This window comes from Anabaena sp. PCC 7108 (genome assembly GCF_000332135.1).
Lineage (GTDB): Bacteria > Cyanobacteriota > Cyanobacteriia > Cyanobacteriales > Nostocaceae > Anabaena.
Genome location: NZ_KB235896.1, coordinates 2,783,675 through 2,801,542, shown reverse-complemented (window position 1 = coordinate 2,801,542; position 17,868 = coordinate 2,783,675). Strand labels below are relative to the sequence as shown.

Annotated in this window: 10 protein-coding genes; 4 read left to right on the top strand and 6 right to left on the bottom strand. The window is 38.5% G+C overall.

Annotated features, from left to right (window positions below; all coding sequences use genetic code 11):
* Window positions 1–12: 12 nt before the first annotated feature.
* The gene (locus ANA7108_RS0113280; protein WP_016951288.1) at window positions 13–474 is read right to left on the bottom strand and encodes an META domain-containing protein; all 462 of its coding nucleotides are present in this window, start codon (window positions 472–474) and stop codon (window positions 13–15) included.
* A gap of 209 nt (window positions 475–683) precedes the next feature.
* On the opposite strand from ANA7108_RS0113280, the gene ANA7108_RS0113275 reads away from it, so the two are divergent.
* On the top strand, window positions 684–2,087 hold the full coding sequence (locus ANA7108_RS0113275; RefSeq protein WP_016951287.1) for an AAA-like domain-containing protein: 1,404 nt from the start codon (window positions 684–686) through the stop codon (window positions 2,085–2,087).
* Between the two features lie 313 nt (window positions 2,088–2,400).
* Here ANA7108_RS0113275 and ANA7108_RS0113270 read toward each other — a convergent pair whose 3' ends face one another.
* The 3 genes from ANA7108_RS0113270 to ANA7108_RS28835 form a co-directional block, all read right to left on the bottom strand.
* Window positions 2,401–3,324 carry a hypothetical protein gene (locus tag ANA7108_RS0113270; protein WP_016951286.1) on the bottom strand — a complete coding sequence of 308 codons (924 nt, stop codon included), beginning with the start codon at window positions 3,322–3,324 and terminating at the stop codon, window positions 2,401–2,403.
* A gap of 167 nt (window positions 3,325–3,491) precedes the next feature.
* A complete protein-coding gene (locus ANA7108_RS0113265; RefSeq protein ID WP_016951285.1) occupies window positions 3,492–5,975 on the bottom strand; it encodes a hypothetical protein in 2,484 nt (827 codons plus the stop codon).
* A 550-nt stretch (window positions 5,976–6,525) separates the two neighbouring features.
* Window positions 6,526–7,452 (bottom strand): RNA polymerase sigma factor, encoded by a 927-nt coding sequence (locus ANA7108_RS28835; protein ID WP_016951284.1) that lies wholly within the window; start codon window positions 7,450–7,452, stop codon window positions 6,526–6,528.
* Window positions 7,453–7,748: 296 nt separating this feature from the next.
* On the opposite strand from ANA7108_RS28835, the gene ANA7108_RS27320 reads away from it, so the two are divergent.
* Window positions 7,749–9,995, top strand: a complete 2,247-nt coding sequence (locus ANA7108_RS27320; protein ID WP_016951283.1) for an AAA-like domain-containing protein — start codon at window positions 7,749–7,751, stop codon at window positions 9,993–9,995.
* A gap of 383 nt (window positions 9,996–10,378) precedes the next feature.
* Window positions 10,379–11,968: a B12-binding domain-containing radical SAM protein gene (locus ANA7108_RS0113250; protein WP_016951282.1), complete on the top strand. Its 1,590-nt coding sequence runs from the start codon at window positions 10,379–10,381 to the stop codon at window positions 11,966–11,968.
* Window positions 11,969–12,193: 225 nt separating this feature from the next.
* Here the strand turns inward: ANA7108_RS0113250 and pcrA are convergent, their stop codons facing one another.
* Entirely contained in the window at window positions 12,194–14,524 is a 2,331-nt protein-coding gene (gene pcrA, locus ANA7108_RS0113245) for a DNA helicase PcrA (protein ID WP_016951281.1), read from the bottom strand.
* 182 nt (window positions 14,525–14,706) lie between these two features.
* Window positions 14,707–16,431: an ATP-binding protein gene (locus ANA7108_RS0113240; RefSeq protein WP_016951280.1), complete on the bottom strand. Its 1,725-nt coding sequence runs from the start codon at window positions 16,429–16,431 to the stop codon at window positions 14,707–14,709.
* Between the two features lie 935 nt (window positions 16,432–17,366).
* On the opposite strand from ANA7108_RS0113240, the gene ANA7108_RS0113235 reads away from it, so the two are divergent.
* Entirely contained in the window at window positions 17,367–17,804 is a 438-nt protein-coding gene (locus ANA7108_RS0113235) for a CAAD domain-containing protein (RefSeq protein WP_026104168.1), read from the top strand.
* Window positions 17,805–17,868: the final 64 nt, after the last annotated feature.

Here is a 17,868-nt window from a genome sequence, read left to right as displayed (position 1 = left end):
TCATCGTCAAAATCAATAACCTTTGATAAAAGCGAAATCTTTCTGGCTATCGGTATTAATTAATAATAAAAGATTAATACCTGGTTGCGACATTATATAATATTGTTTCATTGCAGTAAGATTATCAAAGTATTCTGTTTCTTGTTTTTGATTGGCCAAAGGGTCAGCACACGTTCCTTCGGCGGATTTTCTGGTCACCACTAAATTGGACATCTTAATGCTGCCGTACTCGTCTCCAATGTAGTCAGCAGTGTAATTGGTGCATAGTGTCTGACCTGTAACTTTATTTTTAGCCCTATCAAAGTTAATTTTAAACGATCTATCTCCTGGCTCTATTGTATCCATACCATCTATAAGATAATAAGAGCCATTAGGAGTATCACCGAATTCAGCAAAAGCTTTACCAGTAAAGCCAAGCAAACAAACAACAGCTAACGGTAAACAGAAGGCTGATTTAAGAAAAGAACGAGTCATAGAGTTCTGCGAACTTTTGGATTGTTACATTTGGAGTATATTCTGTTTTTTCAATTAAGAATTGAGTTAAATTCAGGATCATCAAAATTCAGGTTAATTCAGTTAAATTTAATTTATATATTTTAAAATGCTGTGTAATAATTTAGACAATTTCCGTTTGTAATTCTCTCAAAAATACCAATGTTTACCCAAATCAACGCCACTTAATTATGGTTTTTAATTTAGATGAGGCAATTAAAATTGCTAACTATGCAGTTTTGGCAAAGTTCAATAGAGCCTTAACTGATGTTGAAATAATAGTAATTAAAGGATCTTGGCAACGAGAAGAATATGACCAAATTGCAGCTAAAAACCAGTATGCAACAAGTTATCTTAGTCAAGATATTGCGCCCAAGCTTTGGAAATTATTAACAGAAGCTCTAGGAGAAAAAGTCAAAAAAAGTAATTTTAAAGAAGCCCTCAAACGACATTGGGAAAAGCAATGTTGGGATCGGCAATTTCCATCTGAATATTACTTACCAAACCCTGAATCAATCATTACTAAAAGTCAACAGCGTCAAAGCAAGCTGAAAGAAACTCCTCCTCAGACCTATTTAACTCAAGCTAAACACAGCTTACCGATTTCAGAATTATATGTGGAGCGTTTTGGCATTGAATTTCTCTGCTATGAAACTCTGTTGCAGCCCGGTTCCCTGATTCGGATCAAAGCACCTAAATTAATGGGTAAAACCTCCCTCATGGAGAGGGTATTAGCTCAAGTGACAAAGCAGGGGTATCGTACAGTTAGTTTAAGTTTAGAAATGGCAGATCGGCAAACTCATCTGACTAACCTAAATAAATTTTTACGCTGGTTCTGCCTCAATCTGAGCCGAGAATTAAAGCTACCCAATCAGTTAGATGAATATTGGGATGAAGAAGGTATGGGTGCGAAAGTAAGTTGCACAACTTATTTAGAAGAATACCTCTTAGCAGCAGCAGATAGTCCTCTAGTTTTATACTTAGATGATGTGGATGCACTTTTCCCTTATCCTGAAGTTTATGAAGATTTTTTTGGGTTATTGCGTTCTTGGTATGAGAAAGCCAGAAGCCGTCCAAACTGGAAAAAGTTGCGATTAGCGATCGCACATTCTACTGATGTTTATATCCGTCTGAATATTAATCAGTCTCCTTTTAATGTGGGATTACCCATTGAACTACCAGAGTTAACTAAAGACGAAGTTCAAGTATTTGCTCAACAATATGGATTAGCTGAAAATTCATTTTTAGTAGACCCTTTAATGGAACTGGTAGGTGGTCATCCTTATCTATTGCAGCAGGCATTTTCTTACCTCAAAAGTTATCCTGATGTTACTCTTGAAAAATTGTTAGCAGAAGCTAGAACTGACGCAGGTATTTATCGCCATCATTTAAGAGAATTTTGGTTGAGTTTACAACAGGAACCAAAACTGATGACAGCATTTAAAACAGTAATTTCTGCTACTGAGCCAGTGCGGTTAGAAACAATCTCAGCTTATCAGTTGCAGAGTATGGGTTTGGTCAAGCTTGCGGGGAATGAAGTGGAGCCGCGTTGTCAATTGTATCGGAGTTATTTTAGTGATGTGATTGGGAATTAGGGCTACGTCTACACCCCTCTCCCAACAAAAGGCGATCGCTCTAAAAAGTAGGGTGGGTTAGAGACAGCGTAACCCACCGAATTTAATGATATGGTTGGTGCCGTACTTTCCGATAACGTACCCTACAAGATCAAGCGAACTGCTTGCAGCAGCGCTTGCGCTATCGCACTTTCCCCAAAGAAATCGCACTAAGTTTCTTTTTTTGGGTTCGGTAAAATACTTTACTACTCGTGAAACATACTTAGTCTGGTCAGATTCTGACTTTTTCAAGCCTATGCCTTTGTGGAATCACTCAGAAGTGCGATCGTACTGACTATTCTATCTTTATATCAGAGGGCTTAAATTGAAAGGAGTTTATCAATCCTCTATTCGGACCAAATTCATTATCCCACCTATCTCTGTCTAATTCCGTAGCTATCTCTTTATTTGTTATTCCATATCGGCTTCTAAACACTTGCGCCCAATATTTCCATAGATCTCTCATGTAAACCCAGTATACTTTTCCGCTTTTTACTTTATATATTCTGGTTGTATCTGCTATAACCGACATATTATTTTTGACTACATTAAACCTTGCTCCCTCTCCCGCTAGTTTTGTCCTTGCGTCTAGTATCTCGCTATTTCTTTTCTTTAAGCTCTTTTTATCCTGTTTTATCATTTGGCTCCAAGGTATGTCTCCTGTATCCGCATGAGTTGTATAGTAATTTTCTGCATATCCTATATCTTTATTGTTGATCAGTCTATTGTCGATTGTCGATTTCCCTTCTTCTGGTATCTCTTGGGAAATTATATAGCCTGGAGAGTTAGCTGCAAATTGATATATTATTTCTATTTTTGTCTTGGCTCCTTTGTCATTGTATGGAACTTCGATCTGATATACAAATGGCTCCAATTGAGTCGGATGTCTTTGCGCTATGTTTCCATTTATCTGTCCACCGCTCATTTCTACTATTTTTTGTGCATTACTGCCGATGTTTTCAAACCTATCTGCGGCATATTTAAGAGCGGATAACAGGTTAGGCTGTTCTTCCACTTTGGTTGCTTTTACTAGATCCGCCTTATCACCGTTAGAGAGCGTTCCTTTTTTCTCCATGACTTCAAATCGTCCGGTTCCTGTCAGTCTGTGGTAAGCAATTGCATCCTTATAATTAAGAGCATATGATGGCGTGCTAAAACCAAGATTTAGTACAACAGTTAAAAGTAATACGCTAATTAATCTTTGCAAAATTTTAATCATGGTGAATTCTTTTCTGTTTTATTAATTGTTGCTGAAGCCTTCTTGTTTTCCGTTTTGTGGACAGCCTTATAAGGATGGGGGAGGTTGAGGGAGGGTAATGGTTACAAAACTTGACATCCTGTCCACTTTTCCATGTATCTGAACTTCCCCCCTATGTTGGAGCGATATCAGTTTGCCTTTCCAGATTCTTGGGTTTTAGACAACTGGGATTGTGTTAAGTCCATCAGTTCTTTAGCGTGATTGTAAAGTTGAAAGGCTTGAATGACAGGGCTATCACCATTATCGGTAAAGGTGGGTTTATAGGGGACAGAATTATCTTGTGGAACTAATTGTAGGAAATAGCCAAGTACCTGCGGGCCAGGGATGCGAATGTAGTAATATCCACCATGTACGCCGTGGAATGTAGACTCTGAAGAATTTTTGCTTGAGGAAGCACCAGAAGAAGAGAAACCGAAAAATCCACCACCAGTCGAACTCGAATTCTCGACAACTGATTTTGCACTTGTGCTGTCGATCTTGTCCATTTTTACCTTGATGGTAATGTCTTTTGCGATCACCATTGCCACAGGAAAGGCTGGCATAATGTATTTATACTTTTTTTTATTTTCCTCATATTCAGTCAATGCTTTTAATTGTGCTTGAGTCTTACCTTTAATGTCGTCTATAGACAGTCCTGGCGATACGCGCATCTCAGCTAACCTGCAAAAGGCATGAGACATCTTAAATATCTGTGGGTTAAACCAACCACCACGATCAAACGATACTTTAGCAACTCGAAAGCCAATCTCAATTTCTTGATTGAAGAAATTGCTCTGCTGGGAGGCATTGGCGCTTGAAGAACTAGATTGCCCACCAACCGAATTAAACCATGTACTGACACCCCACTTACTGCTATTTGCTGCTGTTGCTAAGTTCGTCTCACCTGTCTCCTCAGATTTGCTGATTTTGAGAAGTATATCGGTAAACATTCCACTAACCTCAGCATCTGCTTCTGTCTGAGGTGCTGGCAAAATACTTGGTTCTGCTTTTGGCTCTACTTTAGGCTCCAAATCGTCTTTTTGCAACACAATGTCGGAATCCTTTGACTGTTTGGCGAGCTGAAGAATCCAACTCCCCTCATTTCCATCCTTTGTCAATGTTAAATCCTGGACATCATCTGGTAGTGAAAATTTATTACTGGCATCTCTTGTTATTTTGATCTCGCTTATATCTGTCTTCAATGTGAAACTTCCCCCAGTTATCGTTTCTGAGATTACAATTTCATAGGTCAAAGTTTCGTTCTCGTAGCTTTTTTTAATTAGGCTAATACGCGAAGCATTTACTTGATGAACATTTGCCAGTAAATCTGCCATAGCACTCACATCAACCTGTAAGTCTTTAACCCGCTGCTCTAAGCTGGCTTTATTAAATTTCCAGTCGCGGGAATCAAGTTGTGCTTTTCTGGCTTTTAACTCTGTCAAATGTGAAATAGCATCATTTAGCTTCTGTTGCGTTTGGCTTGTTTCAGCTATCCCATTAACTGCCTCACTCAATGAGTCTATATACGTTTGAGATAGATCAAGCACACCAAGTTTTTTTGCTGTATCGTTATTGACTTTAATTTTTTTGCTTCTATCAATCACTCCTGATAATGGATTTGTTGCCTTGAAATAAATTTTCGCAAAACCAACTACACCTTCGCCATATTTCTGAATCAAGCTGGATTCTGCTTGATTGAGTGCCTGCTTGCTGGTGGCAATCTCTCCGTCTAGTCGGTCAATTTCGTTTTGATTTACTGATAATAGCTCCATCTGCTGCAACTCAGCTTTAGCCCGCGACAGTTCTCGTTGTTTGGCTACATACTGATCCCGAATGGAGTCTTGAGCCATTGTCAGATCTTGTGGATTGAGATTTGGAGTTAGAGCTTTAAACCAATTATTAGGTTGAAATTGTACTGGATAAACCGTCATAGATTCATCAAGCGATGAGCGGGCTGAGTTCCGCATTTTTTGCTTTCCTAGCTCCAATTCTTCAGCAATTGATGAAGCATTTAGATAGCCTAAAATTGTTAAAACTTCATGCAGATGACCTCTAACAACAGCATCATTATAGAGATTATTTAACTGCTCTTGACGCACCATTCCGTAAGAACTTTGCCATTTAGCATAGCCATCAAGATCGTTGTTAGCTTTATATTCATCAAACTTTTTTGTTTTCTCTTCATTCCATTTATTTTTTTCTTCTAAATAGATTTTATAAAGATTTTTGGAAAGCTCAATACGGGATATTGGCTGATCTTGCTCATTTCGTTCTCCACTGTCTTCTAATAAGAAACGACCAAGACCGGCTCGATCTTTAATAAATGGAGCTAAATGTTCTAACTGAGGAATGAAATTGTTGATTAAAGTATTATAAACAACTGATAATTTTTCGCCATTGGAACCTGCGGTGATAGGAGAAATGTCAAAGAGTTCCTCTGACAGGCGAAATTCCGATTCTTGAACTGAATAGGGTTTTGCCATCACACTATGCCTGTCGCTTGTATCATATTGATACTGACGATAGTTCAGTGGTTGGGCAGGAAATTGCATACAAAATAACTGGTTTCCAGCTCCAATCATGTCATTGATCTTGTTGTAAATGAGCTGCATGATTCCTTGTTGTCTGTCCATTTTTTATGTCTCTCCTAAATGTGAAAATTTCAGATGGCGATAGCGAAGCGCTGCTGCAAGCAGTTCGCCAATTCCAAATCCCCAAACGACCAATTTTCGTTGTGTGACAGTTTAGGGTGCGGAAGGTGGGTTATTTGCTCACAGCAATTCTCATTTTGAAACGAGTTTGCGCCATTTCAGCGATCCCCGGATTCATTAAGAATTGTAAAACCCTATGAATGTAAGGGTTTCAATTTCATGAAACCTTAAAATGAGAATTGCTGATTTGCTCACTTACCTCTATAAAAACAGACGTTTCCCCTCCCCAATTTGTGAACTTTTCGAGTTACAGGCATTTTCTCCCCAAAAATTCCCCCCTCAACTCCTAGAACCCTTCCTCCTCTTACCTTTCAACCCCTGCAAAATCTTCTCAACTTCCCCACGAGCCGGATACAATAACTGCTGACTCAAAGCACCTTCATAAGCCTGTATCGCACTCCTTCATCTCTATCTCAACAAAATGCGATACCTTCGGTGCGCTTCGCGATCGCTCCTTCATGATCAAACTCGACTAACCACATAAAGGAGGAGAGCGGGACGATCGCACAAACACAAATTCTCCCGCAACTTTCACCACCTCAACCCACCGACAATGATCGCTCTTTACCTCTAACTTCCCCTCAGCAGTCACCGCAACCATCACCCACTCAGACTGCTGCACATCACGCGCTACTTCTTGCGCTTCCTCATCCCCAACAGTCTCCACTTCCTCCACCGCAACTGCAAGTACCGTCTCCCCTGCTTCCGCTTGTACGGGCGTATTGCAATACGCCCCTACCCCATTCCCCTCGGATATTTCCCCTATTTCCGACTGCGTTACATTCGGTGGAACAGATTTATCCCTATCCGTTTCTTCCTCCCCGATAAAATATCCCCTCAACTCTTCTTGCAAAATCTTCCGCGCCTGGGAAATCCGCTTGCAGACATTTTGATAGGAAATATCTTGTTGTTGGGCAATTTCTTGATAAGAAAGTTCTTGATAAAAGTGCAGAATAAATGTCTCGCGTAGCCTTGTCGGTAAGTTATCAATAGCGCGACGAATCACCATTTTTCTCTCGCTATTCTCCACTGCACATAGGGGCGTATTCTCAACAGCAACCAGTCCTTGTTCCTCACCAGATGCGTAAGCTTCTATATCTTCAACTCGATTCGCCCCCCGACGACGTTCTCGATGAATATCGACGCAAAGATTATGAGTCAGCGTCATCAGCCAAGCTTTAAAATTAGCAATTTCTCCCCCATACTTTTGCGCCTTCTCCCAAGCTTTCAGCATTGCCCGACTGAGGGCATCTTCAGCATCAATTGGGTTTCCACCCATCCATTTAACACAGCAATGATAAAGATTATCTCGATACTTTTGCCATTGCTGCCAAAAAAATACACTTGTATTTTCCGTGCGACCTGAAACTAATCTAGAATCTATTTGATAATTAAACATAATTATCATTTGCAAGATGCACTTATAAATTGATGAATCTAATAGAAGATAGTCTCAATCAAACAGTCTAAAATCACTCTTTCACCTACTTAGAGATGAGTTGATGATTGACAAGTTTAGAGGTAAGCATTATCTGATTTATATAATGCTTGATTTCTCAAATTAGTATTTCAGTTAAATTTAGGACTTTAAAAAATCAGCCCATTCAGTTAAGTTCAGTGAAATTCAGTCATTTAAAATCTAAAAATATGTGATAATCAATACGCACCCAGGGTTTAAGTTTCTAAAAAATACCAATGTTTGCTAAACTCAACGCCACCTATCAACCAGGTGGTAGTCTCCCGCCTGATGCCCCTACCTATGTAGTGCGACAGGCTGATACTGAACTTTATGAAGGATTATTAGCACTTGAGTATTGCTATGTTCTCAACGCTAGACAGATGGGAAAATCTAGCTTAAGAGTACGAACAATGGATAAATTGCGAACTCAAGGATTTGCCTGCACAGAAATTGAATTAAGCGGCATTGGTAGCCAACAAATTACTGCTCCCCAATGGTATGGGGGGATTATTCAAGAATTAGTCAGCGGTTTTAAGCTCCAAATAAATCGGCGTAGTTGGTTAAAAGAACGGGATGATCTTTCTCCTATTCAGTGCTTAAATCAATTTATTGAAAGTGTATTATTAACGCAGATTCAAGAAAAAATAGTTATCTTTATTGATGAAATTGATAACGTTCTGGGTTTAAAGTTTTCCACTGACGAATTTTTTGCTTTGATTCGTCACTGCTACGAAAATAGAGCGCACAAGCCAGACTACAGGCGATTGTCTTTTGCTTTGTTAGGTGTAGCTACGCCTTCAGAGTTGATTCAGGATAAACACTATTCTACTCCTTTTAACATCGGTCGAGCTATTGAACTGCAAGGATTTAAAATCAAAGATAGCGAACCTTTAGCAAAGGGATTAATAGGAAAAGTCAGTAACCCAGAAGCAGTCTTAAAAGAGGTTCTATATTGGACTAACGGACAACCTTTTTTGACTCAAAAATTGTGTTGGTTAATTGTCAATTACTGCAATAACAGCACAGAATTCTCTCCCCTTGAAAATAGTGAAGAATCGCAGTGGGTAAAGCAAATTGTCCAGAACCAAATTATCCAAAATTGGGAAAGTCAGGACGAACCAGAGCATTTAAGAACAATACGCGATCGCTTACTTCGTAATACTCCCAAAAGCACACAATTATTGCAGCTATATCAGCAGATTATCCAAAAAGGAAAAATCCGTGATCACAACTCCCCTGAGTATTTAGAATTGCGGCTATCGGGACTTGTCGCCCAACACCAAGGAAGTTTAGAAGTCAAAAATCCAATCTATGCGAAAGTATTTGATTTGGATTGGGTAAATCAAAAGCTGACAATACAAATCTCTAATTCAGGGTTTAACTGGCACAAAGATACAGCAGAAACCGTCTTTGTCTCCATTAACCCCTCTCATCCTATGTCTATAGACAATATGGACAACTCCCACTATTCTCCCTGTTATCCAAGTGGCGCAGTTCCCCTTGATTCTCCTTTTTACATAGAACGAACTGCGATAGAAACCCAAGTTTATGAAGAAATTAGAAAAGCTGGGGCTTTAGTCAGAATCAAAGCACCGAGAGAGATGGGTAAAACTTCTTTGCTACTCAGGACTTTGGATTATGCCGCCCACCAAGATTATCACACTGTCAGCTTAAATCTAGAGCAAATTGACAATGTAATTTTGAATGATTTGAATCGCTTTTTGCGCTGGCTAAGTGCCAATGTTACTCTTCAACTTCAGCTTGAACCAAAGTTAGAAGACTATTGGGATGAAGATATTGGTAGCAAAATTAGTTGTTCTCTTTATTTTCGCAATCATATCTTAAAACAAATTGATGCTCCTCTAGTTTTAGCGTTGGATGAAGTCAATTATATTTTTGAACATCCTCATGTAGCAAAAGATGTTTTACCTTTGTTTCGTTCTTGGTATGAAGAAGCGAAAAGAGAACCAATCTGGCAAAAATTACGGTTGATTATCGTTCACTCAACTGAAATTTATGTACCTCTCCAATTAAAGCAATCTCCATTTAATGTAGGATTGCCAATAGAGTTAAGTAATTTCAATCTCAAGCAGGTGCAACAGTTAGCTCAATGCTATGGACTGAAATGGACTGACTACCAGGAAGCTAGAGAACTTATGGCTTTGCTAGAAGGACATCCAGCATTAGTACATCTGGCTATTTATCATCTCAGCTTGGGGGAAATGACCTTTGCTCAATTCCTGGATACAGCAGCGACATCAAAGGGAATTTATTCCTCTCACTTACAGCGTCATCAAGTAACATTGCAAGAACAACCTGAATTAGCAAAAGCGTTAAATACTGTCATAAATGCTCAACAACCGATATCATTAGATCCACTCACAACTTATAAATTAAGCAGTATGGGACTGATCAAACAGTTAAAAGATAAAGTGATCCCAAGTTGTGAATTATATCGGCAATTATTTTACATCCAGAAATAGCAAATGGAAGCATTCCTTTCAGGCAAATACATAATTTTTGAGAAAATAATAGTGGGGTATTTATGTAGGACTTGCTGAGAAAGTTTTTTAGTGTAATTAGGCGACAGATGACAGTTTCAAGAGCTAAATGGGAACGATTTTTCCTTGGAGTAGGAATTAAATGCAAGATGATTAGGTTTATGATATTTTTCTAGTTATAAAAAGCATCTATCCGTTGAAATTGAATTTTTTCAACTCTAAAATTCTATCAAAAAGCAGATGGATAACCAAGATATCAGTAATTATTCTATAATTCAAATAAAGAAGTGCGAACAATATCTCCCTATTTCCGTCTTCGTTAAAAATAAACCTACAAGCAAAATTCAGGGTTTGCAATTAAGATAATGAATGTTTTACTTATATATCCTCTGTTTCCAAAAAGTTTTTGGTCTTTTGAAAAAACCCTGGCTTTGTTAGATCGAAAGGCGATGTTACCACCGTTGGGCTTGGTGACAGTAGCTGCAATTTTACCCCAAGAATGGAATTTTAAGCTGGTAGACCGGAATATTCGCCAAATCACAGAAGCAGAATGGGCTTGGGCGGATTTGGTGATTTTGTCAGCAATGATTGTCCAAAAAGAGGATTTACTCGCACAAATTCAGGAAGCGAAACGACGCGGTAAGCGTGTGGCTGTGGGTGGACCTTATCCGACAGCGTTACCCAACGAAGTCACAGATGTGGGTGCAGATTATTTGATTTTGGATGAGGGAGAAATTACGCTACCTTTATTTATAGATGCGATCGCACGTGGTGAGTCTTCAGGGATGTTTCGTTCTGGTGGTGAAAAGCCAGATGTCAGCACCACTCCCATTCCTCGTTTTGATTTGCTGGAGTTTGATGCTTATGCAGAAATGTCGGTGCAGTTTTCTCGTGGCTGTCCTTTCCAGTGTGAATTCTGCGATATTATCGTTCTCTATGGACGCAAACCCCGCACCAAAACACCGTCTCAACTCCTCGCAGAACTTGATTATCTCTACGAATTAGGTTGGCGACGCAGTATTTTTATGGTAGATGATAACTTCATCGGTAATAAGCGCAACGTCAAATTATTCCTAAAAGAACTAGAACCTTGGATGGTTGCACATCAGTATCCTTTCTCTTTTGCAACCGAGGCTTCTGTTGATTTAGCCCAAGATCAAGAATTGATGGATGCAATGGTAAGGTGTAATTTTGGCTCTGTTTTCCTAGGTATTGAAACCCCAGACGAAGAAAGCCTCGCTTTTACTCAAAAATTCCAAAATACACGAGATTCCCTCAGCGAAGCAGTACATAAAATTACTCGTTCTGGGTTGCGAGTCATGGCAGGTTTTATTATCGGATTTGATGGCGAAAAAACAGGTGCTGGGGCAAGAATTGTTAAATTTGTGGAACAGACATCAATTCCCACTGCTTTATTTAGTATGCTCCAAGCCCTTCCTGATACCGCATTGTGGCATAGATTAGCAAAAGAAAACCGACTCCGTAGTAAATCTGCAAATATCAATCAAACCACATTGATGAATTTCGTCCCCACCCGGCCTTTAGCAGAAATCGCCAGCGAATATGTAGAAGCATTTTGGGAACTTTACGAACCATCACGATTTTTAGATCGTGCTTATCGTCATTACCGCATTTTAGGTGAAGCAACCTATCCGAAAAAAGGCAAAGGTGCTAAAAAACAAGTGAATTGGAAGGTATTACGGGCATTGTTAATTATTTGCTGGCGACAAGGTGCGTTACGTAATACCCGTTGGCAATTTTGGCGTAATCTGTGGAATATGTACAAGCATAATCCCGGTGGTATCAGTAGCTATTTATCGGTTTGCGCTCAAATTGAGCATTTCTTGGAATATCGTCAGATTGTCCGCGATGAAATTGAAGCTCAAGTAGCTGAATTTTTAGCAGCAGAAGCACAGGTAAAACTGGAAGAGGAAAAAGCCCAAGTGTTAGTTTAAGTAAATCTTGCCGCAGTTAGAATAACCACCGAACTAAGTAGTAAGACTGAATAAAAGAAAAGTTAGTAGTCAGGGCTTTAGCCCTATCAAACCTACCAAGAGAGCGATAAATCGCTCACTACGACAAAAATTTTATCTGACATTTAATTCTGTCTACCTACTTATTCATTCTGCGGCTAATAGCGACTTTTCATACTCTCACCTGTCCCCTGCTATATAACTAATTCAATCCACTCTTTGCAATTGCGCTACTCTGGGGTCAATAATTTTCTGTCCCAAACTAGCGAATTTAATCGCCACAGAAACTTTATTTCCCGCTCCAAAAACGTGGGTGATTTCCCCAATTCCAAAGGATTTATGTAATACTCTTTCTCCTACTTGCCAATTTTCTGTAGTGTTTTGGGTGCTAGTTTTGACAGATGTAGTTTTCGTAAAAGAACGGCTGACTTTGTTTTGAGTAGTTAATAATTCTTCCGGTAATTCGTCGAGAAATTGCGATCGCATTGCGGGTTCTCTGGAACCATACAACCGTCGTTCTCTCGCGTGGGATAAAAACAACCTTTCTTGAGCGCGAGTGATACCCACGTAACACAGACGGCGTTCTTCTTCCAATAATGAAGGATCTTGTAGAGAACGATAACCAGGAAATAATCCCTGTTCTAAACCTACTAAAAATACTACCGGAAATTCTAATCCTTTGGAAGCGTGTAATGTCATTAAGGAAACTACTGTTTTTCCTTCTTTTAAATTATCTAAATCAGAACTCAGGGCTGCACTTTGCAAAAAGGCTTGTAAGGAAATATCTTCACCTTCATTTTCTTCTTGAAATTGTAATGCTGCGTTATAAAGTTCCTGAACGTTTTTAACTCTATCACTAGCTTCATCTGTACCTTGATTTAACAAGTCTTGGACATAACCAGAATCTTCTAATACTCCTTGGACAATCTCAGTAACTGGAACTTGGGAAATTTGTTCTTGCCATTTTTGAATCAATTTACCAAAGTTATTCACAGATTTTGCAGAACGTCCAGCTAAGGTATTTACTGATGTTTCATCACTTAATATTTCCCACAAAGTTGTCCCTAATTGCTGGGAAGCATTCATCAAAGCATCAATAGTGGCTTTACCAATTCCCCGACGAGGAGTATTAATCACTCTTAATAAACTCACTGTATCCGCTGGATTATTAATTGCTCTTAAATAAGCGACAACATCTTTGATTTCTTTACGGTCATAAAACTTCATTCCCCCTACAACTGTGTAAGGAATTTGATATTTAACTAATAATTCTTCAAAGGGACGAGATTGGGCGTTAGTCCGATAAAGTATGGCAAAACTTCCCCAATTCAATTCTGGATTTTGATGTTCTAAATTCCGAATTTGATTAATAACAAATGCCGCTTCTGCCATTTCTTCATCGGCTTTATGGCAATATATTTGTTCACCTGTATCTCTTGTCGCCTTGAGAATTTTATCAATCCGTTGGGTATTATTTTCAATCAGTTCGTTAGCAGCTTGGAGAATATTTTCACAAGAGCGATAGTTTTCTTCTAACTTCACCATTGAGCGGGTATCGTCATCTTCTAAACCATCGCCGAAGTTTTCTTGAAACTCTAACAAAATCGTGAAATCTGCCATTCTAAAACTATAAATTGATTGGTCAGCATCACCGACAACAAATACTGAGCGATTTTGCCAATCCCATTCACTTTTACGATTTTCACCGTTGGTTACTAAAAGCTGAATTAAATCGTATTGAGTCCGGTTTGTATCTTGATATTCATCCACAAGAATATGACAGAATTTACGATACCAATAACCTAAAACTTGTTCATTTTGTTGAAATAATCTTGTAGGAATTAAAATTAAATCATCAAAATCAAGAGCATTATTTTGGGATAATTTATCTTGATAGCGATTGTAAACGTCAGCGATGACTCGTCCGCGATAATTTGGTTGTTCTCGCTCAAATTCTTGGGGTGAAAAGCCTTGATTCTTGGCGTTACTAATGGCGTAACGTACAGATTTAGGTTCAAACTTTTTACTATCTAGATTTAAATCTTTTGTAACTATTTCTTTGATGAGACTTTGCACATCAGATTCGTCAAAGATAGAGAAATTTTTATTCCAACGTCTGCCTTTTTCGTCTTGGTATTTTTCGATATCCCAGCGGAGAATGCGAGAAAATAAACTATGAAAAGTACCACACCACATATCTTTAATATAGGTGCGATAAACTTTTGATTTTAATTTTGTTTGTTCATATTCTGGTAATAAATCCAACTTTTTACCATATTGGGTAATGGCTAATTGTTCCGCAAACAGCCTTTGAATTCTATCCTTCATTTCCCGTGCGGCTTTGTTAGTGAAAGTCACAGCGAGGATATTTTCAGGATTGACACGATGTTTGATAATCAAATTTGCTATTCGATAAGTCAACGCACGAGTTTTACCAGAACCAGCACCAGCAACGACTAGCAATGGTCCGCAGTAATGTTCGACGGCTTGACGTTGACTAGGGTTAAGGTGGTTGAGAAAATCAATACTTGTAGTCATAGAGAGGAAATAGCGATCGCATGGTACTATATAGATCAATAGTACCTATTGCCCAGGTTATACCATCTTGGATTCTCTGAGATTATATTTTAAATTGTGCAGTATTTGCTGGATAAGCTTTTTAGGGTTTCGTCTATCGCCATAATTCTTCAATTATTGGTATTAAAATCCAAACACCAAATCTATTCCTGAACTGTCAAGGGTAGACAAATAGTAAAAGTAGAACCAACACCGAGTTCACTGCTGACAATAATTTCACCTCCCATCATCTGACAAAAATGACGGCTAATTGCTAGTCCCAAACCAGTACCACCATATTTTTTCGTAGTTGAAATATCTCCTTGTATAAAGGGTTGAAACAACTTTTGCTCTTGACTCGGTGACATCCCAATTCCGGTATCAGTCACAGTAAAAATAATCAACCCTAAAGGCGCTTCCTGGAAGATTTTTGCTTTCTCACTCTTAACAGTCAGTGTTACTTTACCGTTAGTGGTAAACTTAGCAGCATTGCTGAGTAAGTTTAATAATACCTGTCGCATTCTTGTTTGATCAGCATACATCATCCCTAGTGGTTCATTGCAATCTATCACCAAGGTGTTGCCATTTTTTTCGATAGCTGGTTTAACTGTGTGAACAACATTGTGAATCAAAGTTATGACTTCAAAAGTCTCTGGATAGAGAGTCATTTTCCCCGCTTCAATTTTTGACAAGTCGAGGATATCGTTAATTAGTTCTAGTAAATGTCTACCAGCAGAATTAATAGTTTCTAAATCAGCAATAAAGTCTGGTGATACACCAATATCAGCCGCATCATCTTTTAATAATTGACTTAAACCAATCACTGCATTTAGCGGTGTGCGTAACTCATGGCTGACATTTGCCAGAAATTGGCTTTTGGCTTTACTTGCAGCTTCTGCTAATTCTTTTGCTTGTTGCAGTTGTTTAGTTCGCTCAGATACTCTTTCAATTAAGCGATTGAGAGATTTAGCAAGTAACCCAATTTCATCATCAGTAGTGATAGGAGCGCGTAAATCAAAATTAGATTTTCTAGCCACCTGTTCAGCTACTTGAGTTACAGTGATGACAGGTTCTGCGATCGCTCGACTAGTACGCCATGCCACAACAGCAGCTATAGCAACTGATACCAACATACTGACTATGACAATTAATCTCTCCACGAATCTAGCTTGTTCTACATCTCTCTGTCGCTCCTGGGCTTGCATTTGAGCAGTGTTAAGAATATTAGTCAATTTATCTGACAAATTTTCTAGCTGTATGGCTGTCTCACCACCCATAATTTTCAGTAACTGCTCTCGTGCTGAAGTAACTTGTTGTGGCTTTACCTTTTGAGAGTCAAGTTGCCGCAAAACAACATCAATTTGATTAATATAGGATTCTAGATTAATTGAGTAATCCTGTAATAAATTCTCTAAAGTTGCACTGGTTGCGGCTAATGTCTGAGGCTTACTGTTGATATAGCCGCCAATGTTTTGCTCTAATTTCCGAGCTTGAGAAACAGAATAGAGAAATGCAGTTTTTCTCTTACTTAGTTGTTGTGGATTTTCTAGGACTGCAACTAAGTTAGAGCTATGCAATTGCGCTCCAACTACCGCATTTTTATAATTATTTAGTAATTGTCCTTGCTCGTTGGCTTGATTGAACTGTCGGACTTCTCTGCCCCGATAGTAGTTGGCTAATACCAACCCAGTTAGGGAACCAAAAAAGCCAATACCAATAGCTACAAAGTATCCATAACCAATTTTTTGATGGATGCGCCAAGAACTGGCTTTGAGTCTCCCAGGGGAGGGAAATTCTATAGTTGGTAATTCATCTGTTTTTAGCTCTTCAGTTGACACTTTCTTGCTTTGTAAACTTTTATCAACAAGGATTGGTTTTTGATCTGACATCCTTGCAATTTTCTTACTGATATCTTCTTGCACTATTCTCAATAAGATAGGGTTAGCGTTACTCACCTTACGAAATTATCAGGTTTTGGGGCTTGAATTTTAGCAATAAGATGATGGTGCAAGATTAGAGTTCATCAATCCCAAAATATCACCAATTAAGTTTAGCGTTTATCATCATTTCTAATTTGATTAAGATTAACTTTATTTTATTGGATAACAGGACTAAATGATTTTGAATCATACTATAATATAGGCTTATAATTAAAGTTTCCCTCCATAGTGTTTAGGACTTACGCAAGTGTCACACTAAAAATCTGTTGTAGGGTGCTTTACTACTGCATAAATCCTGCAAATAAACAGATTGTTGATATCTGACGCACCCTACCAATGTGCCAGTTGCGTAAGTCCTGGTGTTAAACAAATTTTTGTAGCTAAAATTAACCACATACCATAAAATTATATTTATGTCTAGTCTTTGTGAACAGACAATCAAATTGTTACATATTAGTATCAATATGAATAAGTTAATTGACGAATGCGGCTGAAGATAGCTTTAATATCAGATAAAATCAGCGTTTACACTTGTATGAGTGAGAGGTAGACTGATTTTTGCATGATTTGTGCTTCGATGAGGAAATTACATAGGACAGGATCATCACAACCTGAGAATTCCAGTTAATTTACAAAACAGAACTTAGGAAACTGATGCGAATATCTCCTGTTGCCTTTTGACTTCTATCCTCATACTGACTTTCTACCCTGTAGTTGATGCAGTAGAGGTAATGTGGCAATTATGGTTATGGGACACTCAAACCCCTTTGTAACTTCAACCCAATCATGCTGATGCAAGGATCAATTATCTACTCAACAACCTGATGGTTGGAATTGTGCGGATAAAAAAACTCGACTCGACTGTCAAAATTATGGAAGTGAAAATGCAAGAACCAGAATACACAGAAACCAAACCAAAAGAAACCACAGTCCCAGATATCAATAGCCAACCAGGAAGTATTACCAAACTTCAACCTCCTGTACAGTCTCAAGAGCAATGGATGAAATATGGACAACAAGTTTCTGGATTTTTAGGCACATTACCTGACTATGTGGGTAAATTTTTTAATCAATATAAGCAGCCTGTAGTTACTGTTGGGTTAATAATTACAACAATTGTTACCGTTAAAGTACTCTTGGCTGTTCTAGATTCTCTCAATGATATTCCTTTGGTAGCTCCTACCTTTGAGTTGATTGGTATTGGTTATTCTGTCTGGTTTATTTATCGCTATTTACTCAAAGCTTCAACTCGGCAAGAGTTAACTAGTGAAATTACAACTCTCAAATCACAAGTTGTTGGCCAAGACACTTCAGAATCTTAACCAAGAGATACAGGAGTAAAAAAAATTGTAGAGACGTTCCATGGAACGTCTCTACAAAGGTTGT